This window comes from Bacillus aerolatus, assembly GCF_009183655.1.
Classification (GTDB): domain Bacteria; phylum Bacillota; class Bacilli; order Bacillales; family Domibacillaceae; genus Pseudobacillus; species Pseudobacillus aerolatus.
Genome location: NZ_WEIO01000006.1, coordinates 56,669 through 75,951, shown reverse-complemented (window position 1 = coordinate 75,951; position 19,283 = coordinate 56,669). Strand labels below are relative to the sequence as shown.

Sequence of the window (19,283 nt, the reverse complement as noted above, 5' to 3'; positions counted from 1 at the left end):
GCATGGAACGATTTGTCATATTAGCACTTGTCGGGCTCGCTGCTCAGCTTGTAGACGGGGCTCTTGGAATGGGGTACGGCCTGACATCGACTACACTTTTGCTTTCAGCCGGCATTGCGCCAGCTATCGCGTCTGCTTCTGTCCATATGGCAGAAGTCGTGACGACAGCAGCATCAGGAGCCTCACATATGCGGTTTGGAAATGTCGATAAACAGATGGCAAAGCGCCTCATCATCCCCGGTTCAATCGGTGCATTTTCGGGAGCCACTTTTTTAAGCCATTTAACAGGCGATTACGTTAGATTGTATGTATCCATCTTTTTATTTTGCTTAGGACTATACATTCTCGCACGCTTTTTATTTTTAAAAGATGCCCGCAAACAGGAACACAAAGCACTTACCAACAAATTTTATTTGCCTCTCGGTTTTGTAGCCGGCTTCTTCGATGCGAGCGGCGGGGGAGGGTGGGGGCCGATTGCCACGCCAGCCTTGCTGTCTCAAAAAGGACTGGAAGCAAGAAAAGTCATTGGAACGGTCAGTGCCAGTGAATTTGCCATTGCAACTTCCGCTACAGCCGGGTTTATGATTTCACTTGGATTAGGCAACATTAACTGGTTGTGGGCAGGTGCCATCATGCTTGGCGGTATTATCGCTGCACCCATTGCTGCCTGGATTGTCAAAAGCCTGCCAACGAAAATACTCGCTGTGATCGTGAGCGGCATGCTGATTTTTACAAATGTCCGCGCTATACTCAGCTATACAAATATTAACAGTTCACTGGAGAACGTTATATACGTGACAATTGTTTTGGCATGGGTATACATAGTTTTCCATGTGGCTCAACAGGAACGAAAACTAACACCAAAAGCGGTTCAGCTGAATGTACAAAAATCTCGAAAAACATCCTGATGACCATTGGGATGTTTTTCGTTGCTGAATAAAAATTAAGTCGAGTAAAACGTAATAAATAACATTGTCAGCCCTAGAAAATCTTATGATGTTACTTTTCCGAATGTGCCATTCGTGGATATAATCTAAATGGCAAAAAGATAAAAGCAAATCAAAAAGAACTTATTACATTCGTTTTTTAAAAATATCTCAATCGTTTTTTAAAAATATCTCAATATTAATAGTTTACTTATGTAATGAGACAAAAAAGATAAAATTACTACAACTTCCTATATTTTATATTATGTTAACCCCGAGAAATGTTTTACTAACTTTCGAATACCTCATCTAATCTCTTATTGAACTCCATATCGTCTTTCGTCCATTTGAGAAATGTATTCTTTTGAACACCAATTGCTTTACATGCCATATCCACACAGCCATGGATTTTATATTCAATAAGAAATTTGTTTTTCCTTTCAATAACAGCCGCTTTAGTCATTTTTAAAGAGCGATCACTTAATTCATTTAACTTTAAATTTTCTTGTTCAAAAATATCAAACTTTCTTTTGATATATAAGTTTTTATCTGTGTATATTAAATCAGCAAATAATCTGATTGAGCGTCTACCACTAATAATTAAACGAAAATGTTTATTTTTCTCAACAATTCGTGGTTGAAATCCCTTATTTTTTAATATCTGTTCTAGAGAGTTCATAAATGAAATAGAACTGCCTACAAAGCTAACAACCCTTCTCTCATGGTTTACATAACCATCTCCATCAAAATAACCACGAATAAAATGATACATATATTCATTTGGCACATTCGGAAAAATAACATCATAAGATTTTCTAGGATGGATTCCATGAATGTTTATCATATCTTCTTTCAATATTTTACTATTGAGGTTCAAAGTGTACACATCAGTTTTTTCGTTTTTTATGATGGGATGATTGGAGTTCATCTCTCTCTTGATATCTTCTAAAATATATTTTTCTTTTTGTGAAAAACCAATAGATGGCACGTTGTCTGTTACGGAGCCGTCGGCTATAAAGAAACCTAGAATGTACGCCATTTCATCAGACCAGACTTTAAAATAGTTTTCATTTACTTCATATTTTCTTTTCCAACTGCCACGCGGTCTCATTTCTGCATTATATTCCTTTAAAACCATACGAACATATCTTGCTGACACGTTAGCCAACTTACCAATTTCAGCGGTGCTAAGGCCTTGCGAATATAGTTGAACCATTTCCTCTTTTTCTAAAAGACTTTTCCTTTTTTTCTTTTCATTTTTCTCCATTAGTTAGTCACATCCCCTTATATTTGATGCGTTCAATTCAATTATAGGAACAAATGTTCTTAAAATCAAATGTTAAGAGCAAAAAAGCCGCTCCGATGCTATCACATCGAAACGGCTGTCTATTATTAACTCAAATATTATGTTAATTAGTCCTATGGCCTGGATATTCCATTTTATATAGCTTCATATAACTCAAACTAGTTGACTATTCAGCGCTTTCTCTACCGCATTCTATAGCCGCAACAAGGATATCACCTTTATTCTGATTGTACATGTTAATTGTGCTTACAACCTTTGAAAACTTCTAATTCTTCGCAATAAGCCTTAATTCATTTAAAGCGTCCACTAAATGGTCAGTTAATTTCTTTGCATTTTCCTTTTCCGAAGTCTTGCTTGAGACGTTGATGGAAATCGAATCGTCTAATAAAATGTAAGCTAACCCGAAGCCTCCCTCAACTACAGGTCCAAAAATCCGATATTTAACATTGTCATATGCCATCCCGCTTGTTGAAATAAAATCATGACGCATTGTTAAGTAACCTTTGTCTTTAAAAATTTCTGGTATCTCTTTCATTCCTAGGTCTGCCCCATGTAAATAGTACATTTGCTCAAGGCCATACATATGCCTTTCAACACCTAGCCCTTTGCGGCATTCTTTTATACGAAGGGCATGGGCAGCACTCGCCTTTTGCATGAGGGAATACAAGACTTCATTATCTTGTTCACCGTCTTCCAGCGCTTTTACTAAGTTCAATTTTTCCATGCTTGTAGCTCTTGCACATTCTGTTCTTCCCTCATAAAAGAAACGGACCGATACAGGTTCATAAACACTTCTCATCAAACCAAACGTTCTATACTGAGCGATTTGTAATGCCATGTGGAAAAATGCATCCGGGCTCATATTCATTTTCTTTATTTCATCTGAACCAAAGTCCTTAAAAATTCTCGATTTTACATGATAATTATTTTTTGTTCGTATATGATCTTTTTGAAACTGAGTGAGTGATTCCTGGATTTCTTTTGAAATTTCCCATTTCATTTTTTTGACTGCCGTTTTTTCGGTCGTATAAACCGTTTCAGAATCCTCTTTACAGAGTCCTTCATTTACATGGCTAATAACAGTAAATATCGTTGTTCCATCAACCGCTGAATGCTCGATGCTATAACCTAATTCGCCATTTTTAGTAATAATGACTTGGATTGTCTTATCGCAATATTTATTCGTACTATTTAACATAAGATTTTTAATTGCTTCTTGGGAATTTTCGCTTTCTTCATCAACTGATATGACAACAAGTGAATCTGCGATGGTTTGAAGGATTTCAGCATTTACCTTTGACACGATGAGCTGGTCGTATACTTTTGCAGCCTTGTCTCTTTCGACTGTTGTAAATATTCCAACGTTCACACCTTCACTATTATCTGACCGAAAAGTTGTTTCGATAGCAGTTGCAATTTCTTTACTCTGATAAATAGCCCCTTCGTTATTCGTTACGGGCACTTTATAAACATTGTTTTTATATAAGATGACAATATGATTATTCTTTTTATCAAATTCAGCGACGCTAAATTCGTCTCTTTCTAATCTAGGAATACGGACAGATCGGAAGAATTTTTTGTATTGACCCATATCAAGTGGTATTCCGTTCATTGTTGCAGGCTCTACTTCTTCATCAATAATTAAATGGTATAATTCCGTTACTAAGTAGCTTACTTTCCCGGCCAATTCCGACATTGTATAGCGATTTTTATATAGTTTATTCTCTAATAAAATATTGAAATGCATACCAGTTGGCAAGGAACCTCTGTACTTTAAGTATAAATCATCCCAAAAAGGCTTGAGCCAGCTTCCATCTATACTTTTATTCCATTCGTGTAACTTTTCTTGCAGCTTTTGTGCTTCCCCATTTCCTTCAAAAAAACGATTTATTACATCCGTCGTTTCTTGAAATTGCTCTTTGCTTACTAGAGGCTTAATCCATTCAAGAAGCTTGGACTTCGTGTCATTTAATTGTGGAATTGGTAATGATGGTAATTCTTTTTGATAAGCAAATGTTCTTTTTATATTAATTATTCCCTTCTCAATTCATTTTCTTGACATTATAAGCATCCGTTTTCCCAATAAAAAGAATATGATGGACCCTATTGTCAAGACACGATTTTTATATTTTTAGATGCAATTTCATTTATTGTTTTTTCTTCTTTTAAGACCTCTAGCACGACTGGAGATTTAAATTCTGGCGTATACCGTTTATGTTTACCTCCTCATTTCGTATCTAGTTTTGCGGGGCCATTATAAAGAATATCATCTTGTCTATACATTAATAATTTATAAACAAAAAAGTCGCCCCGATGCTATCATATCGGAGCAGCCTTTCACTATCATAAAATTATTATGTTAACTATTTGACCTTGAACAAATCAGGCAGCACTCATCGTATTAATTCTTGTGATGTTCCCGCTTGAAGGTTTTCAACTGTTCAATCATTACCAACAGTTCTGCCTCTGTGATTGAAGGATAATTATCGATTTTATCTCGAACGTACTCCAATTGATCGGGCAGTTCCCTTTTTTTATTTGAAAAGAAAGAGGCAACCGTTCCTGTTACAACCCCGATCAACCCAATTCCTACAAACATCAGAACAGCGGCAATTAAACGGCCGACCCCTGTTTCGGGATATAAATCTCCATATCCAACAGTTGTCGTCGTCACTACAGTCCACCATAAAGCATCTCCATACGAATCAAAGCTCGGTTCAATCCATTTCATCGGAATGGCACTTAAAAACAATAGACCAATAACTGTCACAAACACTTTATCCAGTCGATGCTTTTCAATCAAAATATCTAATATAGAATTTTGTCTTTTGATTACCGAGATTAACCTAACTAATCGAAACAAGCGAATCAATCGAACAGTTCTAAACAGTTGATCCAAAGGAATAAGAGCGATGAGATCTAAAGGATGCTTTTTTATAAATTCCCATTTCCGTTCGCTCAAAAAAAGCCTAATAATATAATCGATAGCAAAAAGCCCCCACACAAACCAACCTAAAATAAAATCTTCCCTGGCTGGTAACTCCGCCACTAAAGAAAAAATAATTAACCCAGCCAAAATACATTCATAAATAAAACCAACCTTGTTATTAGACAAAGTTCTCCTCCTCAACACGTGTATCAATTGCATGCTATTTTATTTTATCAGATTTTCAGGCGAGAATACCCCCCATCTTCAAATACGCGAAGGGCGCAGCCCAGTATGAAGTGGGGGATGAATCGCCTATTGAATAAAACACTCTATATTACGTATTTTTATTTTATTTATATATTTATTTAAAGTCAATATGCAAAAAAACACGGGTTTATACCGTTAATTTGTTATGTTGATATAATTATTTTTATAAAAAGAAAAAGAACACCCCTTCTAAAACAACGAAGAAGGTGCCCAATTTTAGGACACCTTCTTCGTTGTTATTTTAGAGTCTTTTATAAAACTTTCTTAAATTGTTTTTGTTTCCATTAAAATTCTCTGCTCTCTAGTACCTTTTATGTTTAAATTATATACGTTGTTGCTATCAGCATTCAGTTTACCGTTCCCTTATTCAGTTTCCGGAAAAAAAGCCTGGGCAGTGCGGACATCTACCAATGCAGGTGAAGCTGTATTGAGTGCTTCTGCGAGTGCCGATTCTAAGGCAGCATCTGTGTCTGCACTGAATCCCCTCCATCCGCATGCTTCCGCGATTTTAACAAAATCAGGGTTGGTCAGATCCACACCTATTTCCTTCTCCCCCGCTGCTTTGATTTTATCTCTTTCCATTTGCAGTGCTTCATTATTGAAAACGACAACCGTAATGTTGAGATTGTAGCGGGTCGCAGTTAAAAGATCGGCAAGCACCATTTCAAGCCCTCCGTCTCCGACCACAGCAACCACCTGTCTTTCAGGGCTCGCAAGCTTAGCGGCAATGGCCGCTGGAAGGCCAAACCCCATTGTGCGCCAATACCCCGAAAATAACACCGTTTGATTGTTCTGTCGAAAATTACGGTTCATCCATACAGTTACATCGCCTGTATCCAGTGTAAGAATAGCATCTGCGGCAACCGTTCGTTCTATTGCACGGACAATTCTCGAAGGGTAAATCGGAGAGCCTGGCGTGTTGCCTTCCCGCTCATTTTGTTCCGCCCACTTCTCTTTTATTTCATGGCGGCGTGTCAGCCAGTCTGTATTTGGGGTGAAGCTTTTAAGACTCTCTTTTAATGGTGGGATGACTTCACCTGCTTCCCCTATGACACCAAGCTCTGTTGGAATGCTTTTCCCAATTTTATCCGGGTTGTTGTCAATTTGAATGATTCTCGCATCTTTTGGTACATATCCATCCGGCCACCATGTTACGCCGGCAAGCAGCACAACATCCGCCTCTTTAAAAACCTCAGACGCGTAAGGATTTCCTCCTTCTCCGATTCCTTGCAGGAGATTTGGAGAAGAGTCGCTAAACACACCTTTACCTCCCAGGCTAGTAAGAATACCGGCTCCCCACAAGTCTGCAAGCTCCTCGATCGCCTTCGAGGCAGCGGCTGAACCGGCGCCTGCAAGAATCATGGGCCGCTTGGCTGTTTTCATGATAGCCGCTGCCTGTTCTAAGCTTTCCTGTTTGAATGTGGTGGAATCTCCCTCTATTACAGTTGGCAACTGGCGCGGTTTAACAGCAGCCAGTTTTTCAAAAAGATCTTTCGGAATGGACAGATGGGTAACTGTCCGCTGGCCGAGTGATGTTTGAGCTGCTTTTTGAAGTAATTCAATGATGGCATCTTGACTGGCCAGATTTGCAGAGTAAGCGGCAAATGGCTTTACTAACTCCTGTTGATCCACATATTGCTGGAAGTCTGTCCCGATTTTGTTACGCGGCGCTTGGCCCGTGATCGCAAGGACGGGAGCTTTATCAGAGTAGGCATCACCAAGTCCGTTCAGCAGATTTGTCACCCCTGGGCCCATTGTAGCGGTGCAAACACCAAGACCGCCGGTCAGCTTTGCTTCCGCAGATGCCATAAAAGCAGCCGTCGATTCATGCTTCACGGCGATAAATTTGATTTTATCCTGGCTTGCCAGCGCATCGATCAACCCAATAATCGCATCGCCGACTACACCATAAATTCGCTTCACGCCAAATATGTGTAATTGATCAAGGATTAATTCGGCGACCGTTCGTTCTGTTTTTTCCATAAAAAAAATCCCCCCTTACAGTGGCATTTTTCACTTAAAACTAAATGGCTAAACATTTTATATCCAAATATAAAGAAAAACGGGCAACCCTTTCTCGGGGATGCCCGTCGCTTTATAAAAATGAACGTTCTTCTTCGATCTCTCTGCGGGCATCTTCCACACTTTCTAGTCGATTCGCATTTTCTTCTTTAAGCGCCTCTATTTGTGCCGCACTTTCGGCATGCTTCATGGCGTCTTCTGTCTTATCGACATTATCAAGTGTATCAGTAATCATTTGTTCCATCTTTTTTATTTTCGCTTGATGTTCACCCGAGTTATGTTGAGGTTGGTTACTCATTTCATACCCTCCTATGATTGCTTCTTCGTTTTACTTTACGTTTTGAAGGTGACTCAAGTTCATCACTCTCTAAGGGTAATATGCCCTGAATCAAGAAAGATATTTGTTGGAAAGTTGTTTTCAATTACTTTGCTGCATTTGAATTCGTGAAGATGGGAATAATAAAAAAAGCCGCTTTCGATGCTGCTAACATCAAAAACGGCGATACAAAGTGACGAATAATGGAATATTAATAAATCCTGCTTTATATTTTAAAGTCTCGCAAATTCTTCCACTAATTCTCCGAACCGTTTTAGTGTATTTCCTATAGGAACCGGTGTCGCCAAGTCTACACCAGTCTTTTTCAGCAATTCGAGCGGATAATCTGAACTGCCGCTCTTTAAGAATTTTAAATATGCATTCAGCGTACCCTGATCGCCTTCAAGAATCTTAGTGGCCAAATGGATAGCTGAAGCAAATCCTGTTGCATATTTGTATACATAAAAAGGCCGGTAAAAGTGAGGAATTCTTGACCATCCAAATTTCACTTCGTCATCAAACACTATGTCATCTCCGTGGTATTCCCTGAACAGGGACTCATACGTTTGATTAAACACTTCTACATTTAATGGCAGCCCCTTTTCAGCCATTTCATGTGTCTTTTTCTCGAATTCAGCAAACATTACTTGCGTAAAGAATGTCCCCTTAAATTGATCGATAAAATGATTGAGCAGGTGTTTACCCATTTCAGCATCCTTTTCATTTTTTAACAAGTAGTTAATCAATAATACCTCATTCACTGTAGAAGCCACTTCCGCCACAAAGATACTGTAACGGGCTGTAATTTGCGGCTGGTGCTGCGAACTTAGTTTACTATGAACACCGTGGCCACATTCATGAACCAGCGTGAATAAACTGTCTAAATCATCCTGGTGATTTAAAAGAATAAATGGATGAACGCCATACACTCCGAGATTGTACGCACCTGACCGTTTGCCGGGTGTTTCCCGCACATCAATATATCGACCGTCTTTAAATTCTGTTAAGATGCTTATATATTTTTCCCCAAGAGGTGATAAAGCCTTACACATCGTTTCAAACGCTTCTTCGTAAGTAATCACAGGTTTTACCCCGTTTACTAGCGGAACACTCATATCATATTGCCTGAGCTCATCCAGCTTCAACTTATCTTTACGAATCCGGTTGTATAGATGGAGTGGAGCAATATTGTTTTTCGTTGTAAGGATGAGGTTTTCATATACTTCTTTCGGTACTTGGTCACCGAATAAAGCTTTTTCCAGTGCTGAAGGATAACGACGAATCTTGGCCATTGTGACATTATTTTTAATGGCTGCTGAAAGGGTTGAAGCAATGGAGTTTTTTAATTGCTTATACGGTTGATAATAGGCCTTATACGCTTCCTTGCGCTTTTCGCGGTCCTCATCTTCAATTAATTTTGCATACATTCCCCTTGTGAGTTCCACTCGTTCCCCGTTTTCTCCGGTAACTTCTCCAAACTTGATATCAGCATTATTCATCATGCCAAATGTATGGCCTGGAACTGAGAGTGCCTCACCTAACTCGGATAGGACTTCTTCTTGCTCCTTCCTTAACACATGCGGTTTGTATCGGAACGACTCAATTAAGTCCTCTTCAAAGTATTTCAACCCTTCTTCTGCAGATATGTATCCTTTTAATGTTTCTTCATCCAGGTCTAATAAGTAAGGCATGAAAAAAGAAGTAGAGGCGCTCACTTTCACGCTAAGCTGCTTCGCTCGATCTAAGAACGATTGGGCATTTGTTTCCCTCGTATTTTCATCCACTTTCAACATGGCATATGCATACAATTTGTTGAATAAAAAAGATAACTCTTCCCTTTGTTTGAGATATTGACATAAAGAATGACCATCGTGAATGTCACCATCAAATTTTTTCAAGCTTTCCGTCATTTTTTCAATGCGCTGATAATCCTCCTCCCACTTGCTAAGATCAGCATATATATCGGCTAAATTCCACTTCTCATGTATCGGCACGTCATTTCTACTTGTGTATGTCGTCATTGGCAAAGCTCCTTTGTTTAGTAAATTTGTAAAAACACCTGAATACTAAATATATTCTGATTGCCATTCCTTAAACCCTTTAACTGCAAATAAGTTTCTCCAGTTAGGCAACGGGACTTTTGAGCGGCTAGCTTGTTCAATTGCATTCTGCCTTTTACAAAAGAAAATAGACCGGCATTAAGCCGATCTATTATTTACTCACCGTAATTTAACTAAGGAAAGGTAAACGCCTATGATACGATTAAACATTCAAAAACTTAACACATACTGGATCAGGCACGGAAACATCAGACTGTAAAAGGGTGAGCTTTCCTGTAGACTCGTCCCTTGAGAATAATACAAGATTGCCAGATTCCTGATTGGAAGCAACCAGGAATTTTCCGGTTGGGTCCAAGATAAAATCACGCGGCCAATTTCCTTCCGTAGATGTAAGTTCAACAAACGTAAGCTCACCTGAATCTTGATTCACACTAAAAACCGCAATGCTGTCATGTCCCCGATTTGCTGCGTACACAAAGCGGCCATCAGAGGAAATGTGAATGGCACTGCCTTGATTGTTCTCGCTAAAGTCTGCTGGGATTGTAGGAGTATACTGTAACTCTGTAAAGCTGCCATCTTCCGGATTGTATATTAAAGAGATGACCTCCGAGCTAAGTTCCGTCATCACATAAGCGTATTTTCCATTTGGATGAAAAACAAGGTGCCGAGGGCCGCTTCCCGGATTAGCAAACAGTCTGTTTGCTTCCGATAATATACCTTTGTTTACTTGATATGTAATCAATTGATCGATACCTAAATCAACAGCTAACACATATTTCTCATCAGGGCTAAAACCAGCGTAATGTGCATGTGGCTTTTCCTGCCTTTCCTTATTCGGACCTGAACCTTCATGTTCCATAATGGATGATACGGGACTTACCGTTCCTTTCTCCTGATCTACTGCATACGACTCAATAGTTCCTTTATGGTAATTAGCCGTTACTGCTGTAAGATTTTCACGGTTAACACTCACGTGGCAAGGAGATGCCCCTTCAAGTAATTGCCGGTTTAGTGCTTCAAGTTCTCCCGTCTGGTTGTTAATCGAATAAGCAGCTATCCCGCCTTTACTACCTTCTTTTACAACAGCATACAAGTATCGATTGTCTTGGCTAATGGTTAAATATGTAGGGTTATCCAATGTTGCTGCTGCCTTCACATCAGTGATTTTCGCTGTCTCTGTATCCAGTGTAAAAGTGTAAATCCCTTTGCTGTCGCCTTTTGTATACGTTCCAACATACCCGATAAACTTATTGTTATTTGTCATCGTCATTTACCCCTCTCCAATAACTTTATAACTTTCATTGTACCATGAAAGTATTGCTAATCCACAAACAAGCATCCACACATGTCCCGTTTGTGGAAGTAGGGTGGATCCCGAAGATTTGAAACCGCCTTGCAGATGATTAATCATCTGCAAGGCCTTTTCCCGTTACATTAACCCTGTAATGTTCCCTTCCGCGTCAATGTCCATATTCAGTGCGGCAGGCTGTTTCGGCAATCCTGGCATCGTCATAATATCACCGGTTAGGCAGACGAGAAATCCAGCACCTAATTTCGGAATGATTTCCCGTATTGTAATTGTAAATCCTTCTGGACGGCCCGTTAGTTTCGGTTCATCCGTAAACGAATATTGTGTTTTCGCCATACATACAGGCATTTCGCCCCATCCATTTCGTTCGATCTCGATTAACTGTTTCAGTGCCTTATCGGTAAATTGCACGTCTTCTCCACCGTAAACCTCCCGTACAATCGTCCGTACTTTATCGGCAGTTTTATCTTTGACGTCATAAAGCGGGGCGAAGTTGTTCAAGCTGTTCAGCTGTTTCATGACATGTCCAGCGAGTTCGAAGCCGCCTTCCCCGCCTTTTCCCCATACATCAGCCACTGCTGCCGCCACATTGTTCGCCTTGCACCAACTAATAATTTCTTCCACTTCCTCCGATGTATCGGAAATGAAACGGTTCAAGGCAACGACAGGTTCAATTCCGAAACGGCGGATTGTATCAATATGTTTTTCTAAGTTCGGGATACCCGCCCGCACTGCTTCTACATTTTCTTCTTGCAATTGCTGTTTCGGAACGCCGCCGTGCATTTTAAGCGCCCGTACCGTCGCAACGATGACGACGGCGTCCGGTGAAAAGCTACCTTGCCGTGCTTTTATATGCATAAACTTTTCTGCACCTAAGTCTGCGCCAAAGCCCGCTTCCGTCACAACGATATCAGCAAGACTTCGTGCCGTGTTAGTTGCCATGAGCGAGTTGCATCCATGGGCGATATTCGCAAAAGGACCGCCATGAATGAGGGCGGGCGTGCCTTCGATCGTCTGAACAAGGTTCGGCTTGAACGCCTCTTTGAGCAAAACGGTCAATGCACCTTCCACTCCTAAATCCCGCACCGTCACCGCTTCTTTTCCGTATGTATAACCGATGACGATCCGTGCCAGCCGCTCCTTCAAATCCACTAGATCTGTTGCCAAGCAAAGGATCGCCATAATTTCAGAAGCAACAGTTATGTCGAAACCATCTTCGCGCGGCACACCGTGGGCCGGCCCGCCTAATCCGACTGTCACATTCCGTAATGCCCGGTCGTTCATATCAAGAACCCTTTTCCACGTAATTCTTCGCGGGTCGATTTGCAAACTGTTCCCTTGATGGAGATGGTTATCGATCATTGCACTGAGGGCATTATTCGCAGTTGTAATCGCATGGAGGTCGCCGTTGAAATGCAGATTAATCTCTTCCATCGGCAGCACTTGTGAATAACCGCCTCCCGTTGCACCGCCTTTCATCCCCATAACAGGACCGAGCGACGGCTCGCGGAGGGCGATCATCGCTTTTTCTCCTATTTGGGACAACGCATCTGCTAACCCGACCGTCACAGTCGATTTTCCTTCCCCCGCCGGCGTCGGACTAATCGCAGTCACTAAAACGACTTTCCCGTTACATGTTTTCTTCGGCAGTTTCGTCACATCTATTTTCGCTTTATACTTACCATACAGTTCCACTGCTTCTTCAGGAATGCCAGCTGCTTCGGCAATCTCTTTAACCGGGCGTATGTCGGCTTTCGATGCAATCTCAAGATCTGTCAACAGTTTTGTGATTTTTGTCATGTCTTTTCCTGCTTTCCTTTTTTCTTCATTATAATACGAAAAAAGGAAAAAAGAACGCCGATTTTGGAATCATCAAATAACTTGGGAAAAACTCCGACAGAGCAACCCTTCACACAAATATTTGTCAGCGTGATAATAATATTTAGTACACCATTTGCAATGAGTTTGGGATATCATTAATACATCAGAAAACGGTACGCCGATTGGCGTACCGTTTTTTATGCAAGAAATTCAAATGGTTTATATGACATATACCTGCTCGCCGACAAACACCTCATTTACATGATGGAATTGACATTGAGAATCCCGTCTCTGGGTTAGTACGATATGCGTCCAAAGCCATCACCCCATTGGAGTTTTTCGTCCCTTGCCTTAGTTATCATGTTCATTTTTCAAAAAGTTTATACCCCCAAAATAAAAAAATCAGCTTATTTAGTCCGCAAAAAAGAAGAAACGGCACGCCGATTGGCGCACCGTCATTATGCAAGAAGTTCAAATGGTTTATACGACATGTACCTGTTCTCCGACAAACACCTCATTTACATGATGATGATTACTGAGAATCCCGTTTCTGGGTTAGTACGATATGCGTCCAAAGCCATCACCCCATTGGAGTTTTTCGTTCCTTGCCTTAGTTATGATAACCATTCGATTCAAAATTATACTTGCAAATAAAAACATTTTTTCATTCATCCATTTTATTCACTTCATATAAATAAAATTTTGAGACAAAATAGTAATGGCACAGAGACCTTCTGTGCTAATAAGCTAAAACTTCGGAGGGATGAATAATGGGAAAAAGCAATAAATCGAAACGTTTTGTTCAACAAGGCAAAGATTCAGTTTCTAAGCATGACGAGCTCTTCCCTTACCGCATGACTTACTCTGAAGCAGAAGCCCAATATTCAAACGAGAATACAGAAGAAAATCCTAATATGACGCTTGGAGGATTTTAAATGGGGAATAAACTCTTCCAAGAAGCAAAAATATTTGTCGATCAGGCAGTCACCAGCGCCACGAATGAAAATATTGCGATCGCGAAAAACAGTCTTTCCTCCGCTTTTGCGAATTCTACATTGGCGGAGCAAAAACAGTTGAACGAAATGCAAAAAAGACTGCGGCAAATCGAACAATCGACTCAAAGAAATGAATACAGCTGACTGAATCTGATGTAGAGGAGTTGTTTATTAATGAGTAAAAATTCTTCAAAGTCAAATAGCACGACCGGCCAGCCACAGCCGCTGAGTGGTTCTCATAAAGTTAAAAACAAAAACCACTCACGGCAAAAGAAAAACAGTGGACATGATATGTAACCCTTAGCCTCTTTGGCACTTATTATCAAACGCAGAAAAAGCTTCCGTATAATCATGCGCCCGTACAATTTTGGGCGTAACGATATACGGAGGCTTTTTTATGTATAGTATAAATTTTTTCTCACCTATAACATTATTTTACGCCGAGCACATCCGGTGAAAAAGTTGAAATCGCTGGAATGTATGTAATAAGCAGCAAGACGGGTAACGATTAGCTTTAATCTTAGATGTATATAACAATAAACACCGATAAGCTGGTTGTATCATTTTCTCCAAGAATTATATGCCTCCTATCTATAAAAGAAATAATATCCATCCGGCAAAAAGATAGTTTCCATAATAATTAATTTTCTTGAAATTGCCAACAATCTAACTTATCCTTATTATTTTAACATTGTTTTTAAAATTTCTTTTATTCGGTTGCTACTAACCTTTAACATTAAGGAATAAGATTAAGGTGGTGAGTTCATGAAGATATTCCGGTTTTGCGTGTTCATTATTTCAAAATATTTGCCAGTGTGGATTGTTTTCTTATCTATCATTGCGTATTTTTTTCCACAAACGTTCGTATCCATCCGCAGCCTAACGGGACCAGCGCTGGGAATTATTTTCTTATTGATGGGCATGTCTTTGTCGACGAGTTCTCTTGTTTCCGTTATAAAGAAACCGGCCTATATGTTTGCCGGCGTGCTTCTCAAATGGACCATCATGGTGGGAGTAACACTTTTGACTGCGTACTTCTTTTTTAAGGATGAGAGAGAAATTGCTATAGGAATCATATTAGCAGGGGTAGTCCCAAGCGGCACATCCGCCAATTTATATACATTTATGGCAGGCGGCGAGGTGGCGTTAAGTGTATCGATGGCGACAGCTGATACGTTCATCTCTCCTGTACTCACTCCTGTCCTTGCGCAATGGTTTGCCGGCCAATTTATCCCAATTGCTTTTTGGCCGTTATTTTTAAGTATTATTTACATCGTGTTTATTCCTCTACTGCTCGGGTTGCTGTTGCAATGGAAATGGACAGAAAAAGTGAAAGTCATTCAGCCTTACACATCTGCTCTTTCCATGCTTGCCTTATTTATCGTCGTATTATCCGTTGTTTCCAGCGCTCAAAGCTCGTTGGCAAAAAACCTTGATCTTTTGCCGCTCATTTTTCTTGCGGTGTTTATACAAGTTTCCGTCCCTATGCTTACTGGATACTTGATAGCTAGATTATTCAAAATACCAGAACAAAACTGCCGGGCGATTTTATTCCATACTGGCATTTGCAACACGGCCTTGGCGGCTACTCTGGCAATGGAACATATTAGTTCTGCAGCGGCTGTCCCTTCAGTTGCGAATATGGTCGTCAATTTAACACTCGGAGCGATTGTAGCTAATGTATTTTCAACGAAAATGGATCATTTGCATCAAACCAAAAACGAGAATCCCCTTTAACTCAAAGTGGATTCTCGTTTTGCTTCTCTGTTATTTAAACCAGCCTTTTTCTTTCGATTGCGAAATGGCTTCGATCCGGTTTTTTACTTCCAGCTTATCAAATATCGTTGAAATATAGTTTCGTACAGTTCCGTTTTTGATATTGAGCTGGTCGGCAATTTCTTTCGTGTTTTTCCCGTCAGCCACAAGCTCCAGCACTTCTTTCTCCCGGTCTGTAAGCGGGTTTTCTTCACTATAGAAATCATCCATTAATTCAGGGGCATAAATTCTCCTTCCGGCCATAATGCTGCGAATAGAGCTTGCCAGTTCTTCACTTGGACTATCTTTTAGTAAATAGCCGCTCACCTTCGCTTTTAGCGCCCGCTGAAAATAACCTGTGCGGGCAAAAGTCGTTAAAATAATGACTTTGCATTCCAAATCTTTTAGCTCTTCAGCCGCTTCCAGCCCGCTCTTACTGGGCATTTCAATGTCCATAATGCAAACATCGGGTTTCTTTTGCTGCACGAGGGCGATGGCTTCTTCACCGTTCGACGCCTTGCCGACTACTTCCATATCATCTTCCAGATTCAACAGCGAACCGAGTGCCCCAAGCAGCATTCGCTGATCTTCCGCAATGACTATACGAATCACGCCAATTCCTCCTTCTCTCTCGGCTTCACATCATTAGGCACCGTCATAGCGAGGGTCGTGCCGCCATCCGAATGAACGCACAGGCTCCCATTCACAAATTCCAGCCGTTCTTTTATACCGAGAAGCCCGCTTCCTTTGCCAAATGCTTTTTCCGCGTTTATTCCTTCTCCATTATCCTTCACTGTAATACAGATGTCTCGTTCCGATTGCACAATGTGAACGAGACATCTAGAAGCATGGCTATGTTTGACGACGTTAGTGACCGCTTCTTTCAAACACATACTTAAAATATTTTCTAGAAACAAAGAAACATTCACTAACTTAATCTCGTCTTCGCCGATAAAATCAATTTGCGCAGCCTGGAGAATTTGTTTCACGAGAACAATCTCGTCTTTTAATCGAATTCCGCGCATGGAAGAGACCATCTTCCTCACTTCATTTAACGCTGTTCTAGCTGTCTGCTGCACATCTTTTAATTCGCTCCGGGCCTGTTCCGGGTCTTTATAAATTAATTTGCTCGCTAAGTCACTTTTCAGGCCGATAAGTGATAGCTTTTGCCCTAACGTATCATGAAGATCACGGGCGATACGCTGCCGCTCTTCCATTTTGACGAGCTCAGAAATCCGATCGTTCGCATCTTTCAGCTGCTCTTCCAGCTGATCCTGTTTTTTCCGATTATAAATATTAAACGGCAATAGGATGACACTAATCCAGACGATAACAATAAATGGCAGCTGTTTTAAAAACAGTTCATTTTGCAGCACGAAATGATAGTTAATGGAAATCGTCGTGCTGACTAAATGAATCACATACAGTGTAATAAATGCAACACGGTTTTTAATGTTGCCGTTATAATAAGCAATATAAAAAGCAAAATAGACAAACTGAAACAAAATCGTCATCGTGATTGAAATACCGATCAAAATACATGTCCATAAATAGACGGGCCACTTCTTTGACATAAAAGCAAGCCGATACGAGATAAAAAATAAAATCGTCAGTACAATTCCCACAATGATTTCAATCGAGGAGGAAGACTGAAAAATAAAATAAAAAGGCAGTAAACTTAATACGCTCCATATATAAGGAGATATTCCTGAGCTTTTTTGAAAAGTCATATATCTTTTTTGCATCATTAAAACCTCTTTTAATAAGGTGAAGGGCGAACGCACCTTTTCTTCAGTATAAAGGAATCCAGGAAAATCGTGAAATCTCATTCTTGATAAAAACCATGTTTTCTCACCGGTCTGGATGATATTCCAGATAAGGTAAGAAAACATGGTTTTTACTTCTAGTTTTATTCAGACTTTACGTGAACAGAGTGAAAAGCACTCTTTTTTGTCTGCCGGGCGGCTGATTTTTTTACGTCACGGAAAGTAATAAACTTCTCACTTTGCTCATCCCATAGACGGAATTTAAGAGAACTTAAGCTTGTCGAAAGCGTGATCGTCGGCACATTTTGCAGCGGAAGTGAATTATTATGAGCTTCTTCCAGCTGATAGTTAGGCACCCGCGGACTTAAATGATGCACATGATGAAAACCGATATTGCCAGTCAGCCACTGCAGAAGTTTCGGCAGCTTATAGAAAGAACTGCCTTCCACCGCCGCTTTGACGTAGTTCCAATTTTCGTCTTCTTCAAAATAAGAATCTTCAAATGTGTGTTGGACATAAAAGAGCCAGACACCGGCAGAACCGGCAATCATAAAGAGCGGCCCTTGAACTAAAAGGAACGCCTGCCAGCCGATAGCCCAGCAAAGCAATGCGATAATCGTAACAAGCGCCACGTTCGTCAAGTACGTATTGAGCCGTTCGTTCCATCTGGCTCCTTTTCGGTTAAAGCGGTTTTCAATCAGAAACACATAAATGGGGCCTAAAATAAACATTACAAACGGGTTGCGGTATAACCGGTAAGACAAACGCTGCCAAAAGGACGCTTGCATATACTCATCGACGGTCATGACCCATATATCGCCCGTTCCCCGCTTATCGAGATTGCCGCTCGTGGCGTGATGAACAGAATGGCTGTGCTGCCACTGACTGTATGGGAAAAATGTTAAAATCCCTGTGATTGTTCCAACAATTTTATTTGCTTTTCGGTTTTTAAAGAACGAGTGATGACAGCAATCATGGAAAATGATAAACATCCTCGTCATAAATCCTGCGCCAATTACAGCTAAAGCTAACGTAAGCAGGTAGGAAATGGACAAGCTTTGGTAGGCAAGGAACCAGATGAGGAAAAACGGACCCACTGTATTGATGATTTGCCATACACTGGCTTTCGTATCCGCTTTTTCATAAGGAGCCACTTGCTTCCGCAGCTGTTTGGAGTTTTCTTTATTCATGTTTTATTTCCTTTCCCTTTCTTGATACATTCATTATAAAAAAGGAAAAGAAGTTTTTGCAGTAGCACCCGTCATGTACAGAGTATGACAAATGTCATATCGTCGCCTTATGTTGGCTCTTAAATAATGATTTCAATAATAAACCAGGCAATCATAATGAGCTGTATAATAAACTTGGCGATTGTGCCGCTTAAAAAACCGACAAATGTGGCAAAGCCAATCATGACAGCTTTTCTTATATCTTTTTGGATAATCAGTTCAGTCACGAGAACAGCAGCGAATGGGACAAGCAAAATGCCGAATGGCGGAAAGACGAACGAGCCGACAATGACGGCAAGTGCTGCAATCCGTTCTCCCCACTTCGAACCGCCGTACTTCTTCACAAAATAACTGTTGGCAAGAATGTCGGACACAATAATTAAAATCGTGAACAGCCCCATGGCGATCCAAAAAATAATTGATAATTCATCTCTGTTTATCCCGAAATGATAAAGCAAAAATCCGCCCCACAAAAACAAAATAGAGGGGATCACCGGGAAAATCAATCCGGCGAAACTAATCACAAACAAAACAACAATGCCTATCCAGGCTGCGACATCCATCGCCATCACTCCTCAATTT

17 protein-coding genes are annotated in these 19,283 nt (G+C 40.5%); 5 read left to right on the top strand and 12 right to left on the bottom strand.

Annotated elements, in window-relative coordinates:
* The first annotated feature begins 2 nt into the window (after window positions 1-2).
* Complete coding sequence (locus F9802_RS11390) at window positions 3-908, top strand: sulfite exporter TauE/SafE family protein (protein WP_152152034.1); 906 nt, start codon at window positions 3-5, stop codon at window positions 906-908.
* A 307-nt stretch (window positions 909-1,215) separates the two neighbouring features.
* Here F9802_RS11390 and F9802_RS11385 read toward each other — a convergent pair whose 3' ends face one another.
* The 8 genes from F9802_RS11385 to F9802_RS11350 all read right to left on the bottom strand — a co-directional run bounded on the left by F9802_RS11385 (window position 1,216) and on the right by F9802_RS11350 (window position 12,935).
* On the bottom strand, window positions 1,216-2,193 hold the full coding sequence (locus F9802_RS11385; protein WP_152152033.1) for an LAGLIDADG family homing endonuclease: 978 nt from the start codon (window positions 2,191-2,193) through the stop codon (window positions 1,216-1,218).
* A 304-nt stretch (window positions 2,194-2,497) separates the two neighbouring features.
* Window positions 2,498-4,213: a choline/carnitine O-acyltransferase gene (locus F9802_RS11380; protein WP_225435327.1), complete on the bottom strand. Its 1,716-nt coding sequence runs from the start codon at window positions 4,211-4,213 to the stop codon at window positions 2,498-2,500.
* A 420-nt stretch (window positions 4,214-4,633) separates the two neighbouring features.
* A complete protein-coding gene (locus F9802_RS11375; RefSeq protein ID WP_191991896.1) occupies window positions 4,634-5,347 on the bottom strand; it encodes a potassium channel family protein in 714 nt (237 codons plus the stop codon).
* Between the two features lie 444 nt (window positions 5,348-5,791).
* Complete coding sequence (locus tag F9802_RS11370) at window positions 5,792-7,411, bottom strand: thiamine pyrophosphate-binding protein (RefSeq protein WP_152152026.1); 1,620 nt, start codon at window positions 7,409-7,411, stop codon at window positions 5,792-5,794.
* Window positions 7,412-7,523: 112 nt separating this feature from the next.
* On the bottom strand, window positions 7,524-7,748 hold the full coding sequence (locus F9802_RS11365; protein ID WP_152152024.1) for a hypothetical protein: 225 nt from the start codon (window positions 7,746-7,748) through the stop codon (window positions 7,524-7,526).
* A gap of 251 nt (window positions 7,749-7,999) precedes the next feature.
* Complete coding sequence (gene pepF / locus F9802_RS11360; RefSeq protein WP_152152022.1) at window positions 8,000-9,787, bottom strand: oligoendopeptidase F; 1,788 nt, start codon at window positions 9,785-9,787, stop codon at window positions 8,000-8,002.
* A gap of 241 nt (window positions 9,788-10,028) precedes the next feature.
* Window positions 10,029-11,090 carry a lactonase family protein gene (locus F9802_RS11355; RefSeq protein ID WP_152152020.1) on the bottom strand — a complete coding sequence of 354 codons (1,062 nt, stop codon included), beginning with the start codon at window positions 11,088-11,090 and terminating at the stop codon, window positions 10,029-10,031.
* Window positions 11,091-11,255: 165 nt separating this feature from the next.
* A complete protein-coding gene (locus F9802_RS11350) occupies window positions 11,256-12,935 on the bottom strand; it encodes a formate--tetrahydrofolate ligase (protein WP_152152018.1) in 1,680 nt (559 codons plus the stop codon).
* A gap of 791 nt (window positions 12,936-13,726) precedes the next feature.
* On the opposite strand from F9802_RS11350, the gene F9802_RS19670 reads away from it, so the two are divergent.
* The 4 genes from F9802_RS19670 (at window position 13,727) to F9802_RS11335 (ending at window position 15,688) form a co-directional block, all read left to right on the top strand.
* A complete protein-coding gene (locus tag F9802_RS19670) occupies window positions 13,727-13,891 on the top strand; it encodes a hypothetical protein (RefSeq protein ID WP_191991894.1) in 165 nt (54 codons plus the stop codon).
* Window positions 13,892-14,095, top strand: coding sequence for a DUF3813 domain-containing protein (locus F9802_RS11345; RefSeq protein WP_152152016.1), 204 nt, complete (start codon window positions 13,892-13,894; stop codon window positions 14,093-14,095). It abuts the gene before it with no gap.
* Window positions 14,096-14,125: 30 nt separating this feature from the next.
* Entirely contained in the window at window positions 14,126-14,248 is a 123-nt protein-coding gene (locus F9802_RS11340) for a small acid-soluble spore protein P (protein ID WP_152152014.1), read from the top strand.
* 468 nt (window positions 14,249-14,716) lie between these two features.
* The gene (locus F9802_RS11335) at window positions 14,717-15,688 is read left to right on the top strand and encodes a bile acid:sodium symporter family protein (RefSeq protein WP_152152012.1); all 972 of its coding nucleotides are present in this window, start codon (window positions 14,717-14,719) and stop codon (window positions 15,686-15,688) included.
* A 30-nt stretch (window positions 15,689-15,718) separates the two neighbouring features.
* Here F9802_RS11335 and F9802_RS11330 read toward each other — a convergent pair whose 3' ends face one another.
* The 4 genes from F9802_RS11330 to F9802_RS11315 all read right to left on the bottom strand — a co-directional run bounded on the left by F9802_RS11330 (window position 15,719) and on the right by F9802_RS11315 (window position 19,264).
* Entirely contained in the window at window positions 15,719-16,318 is a 600-nt protein-coding gene (locus F9802_RS11330) for a response regulator transcription factor (protein WP_152152010.1), read from the bottom strand.
* Window positions 16,315-17,451, bottom strand: a complete 1,137-nt coding sequence (locus F9802_RS11325; protein WP_152152266.1) for a sensor histidine kinase — start codon at window positions 17,449-17,451, stop codon at window positions 16,315-16,317. Before F9802_RS11325 ends, F9802_RS11330 begins: the two co-directional genes overlap by 4 nt.
* Window positions 17,452-17,615: 164 nt before the next feature.
* Window positions 17,616-18,662 carry a fatty acid desaturase gene (locus F9802_RS11320; RefSeq protein ID WP_152152008.1) on the bottom strand — a complete coding sequence of 349 codons (1,047 nt, stop codon included), beginning with the start codon at window positions 18,660-18,662 and terminating at the stop codon, window positions 17,616-17,618.
* A gap of 119 nt (window positions 18,663-18,781) precedes the next feature.
* The gene (locus F9802_RS11315; protein ID WP_152152006.1) at window positions 18,782-19,264 is read right to left on the bottom strand and encodes a DUF456 domain-containing protein; all 483 of its coding nucleotides are present in this window, start codon (window positions 19,262-19,264) and stop codon (window positions 18,782-18,784) included.
* Between the last annotated feature and the right edge of the window lie 19 nt (window positions 19,265-19,283).

What these genes read in the sequence shown, in the direction of transcription:
- F9802_RS11350 (WP_152152018.1), bottom strand. Translation starts at nt 12,935, where the DNA reads ATGACAAAAATCACAAAACTGTTGACAGATCTTGAGATTGCATCGAAA.
- F9802_RS11385 (WP_152152033.1), bottom strand. Translation starts at nt 2,193, where the DNA reads ATGGAGAAAAATGAAAAGAAAAAAAGGAAAAGTCTTTTAGAAAAAGAG.
- F9802_RS11345 (WP_152152016.1), top strand. Translation starts at nt 13,892, where the DNA reads ATGGGGAATAAACTCTTCCAAGAAGCAAAAATATTTGTCGATCAGGCA.
- F9802_RS19670 (WP_191991894.1), top strand. Translation starts at nt 13,727, where the DNA reads ATGGGAAAAAGCAATAAATCGAAACGTTTTGTTCAACAAGGCAAAGAT.
- F9802_RS11390 (WP_152152034.1), top strand. Translation starts at nt 3, where the DNA reads ATGGAACGATTTGTCATATTAGCACTTGTCGGGCTCGCTGCTCAGCTT.
- F9802_RS11335 (WP_152152012.1), top strand. Translation starts at nt 14,717, where the DNA reads ATGAAGATATTCCGGTTTTGCGTGTTCATTATTTCAAAATATTTGCCA.
- F9802_RS11370 (WP_152152026.1), bottom strand. Translation starts at nt 7,411, where the DNA reads ATGGAAAAAACAGAACGAACGGTCGCCGAATTAATCCTTGATCAATTA.
- F9802_RS11365 (WP_152152024.1), bottom strand. Translation starts at nt 7,748, where the DNA reads ATGAGTAACCAACCTCAACATAACTCGGGTGAACATCAAGCGAAAATA.
- F9802_RS11340 (WP_152152014.1), top strand. Translation starts at nt 14,126, where the DNA reads ATGAGTAAAAATTCTTCAAAGTCAAATAGCACGACCGGCCAGCCACAG.
- F9802_RS11325 (WP_152152266.1), bottom strand. Translation starts at nt 17,451, where the DNA reads ATGCAAAAAAGATATATGACTTTTCAAAAAAGCTCAGGAATATCTCCT.
- F9802_RS11315 (WP_152152006.1), bottom strand. Translation starts at nt 19,264, where the DNA reads ATGGATGTCGCAGCCTGGATAGGCATTGTTGTTTTGTTTGTGATTAGT.
- F9802_RS11320 (WP_152152008.1), bottom strand. Translation starts at nt 18,662, where the DNA reads ATGAATAAAGAAAACTCCAAACAGCTGCGGAAGCAAGTGGCTCCTTAT.
- F9802_RS11355 (WP_152152020.1), bottom strand. Translation starts at nt 11,090, where the DNA reads ATGACAAATAACAATAAGTTTATCGGGTATGTTGGAACGTATACAAAA.
- pepF (WP_152152022.1), bottom strand. Translation starts at nt 9,787, where the DNA reads ATGACGACATACACAAGTAGAAATGACGTGCCGATACATGAGAAGTGG.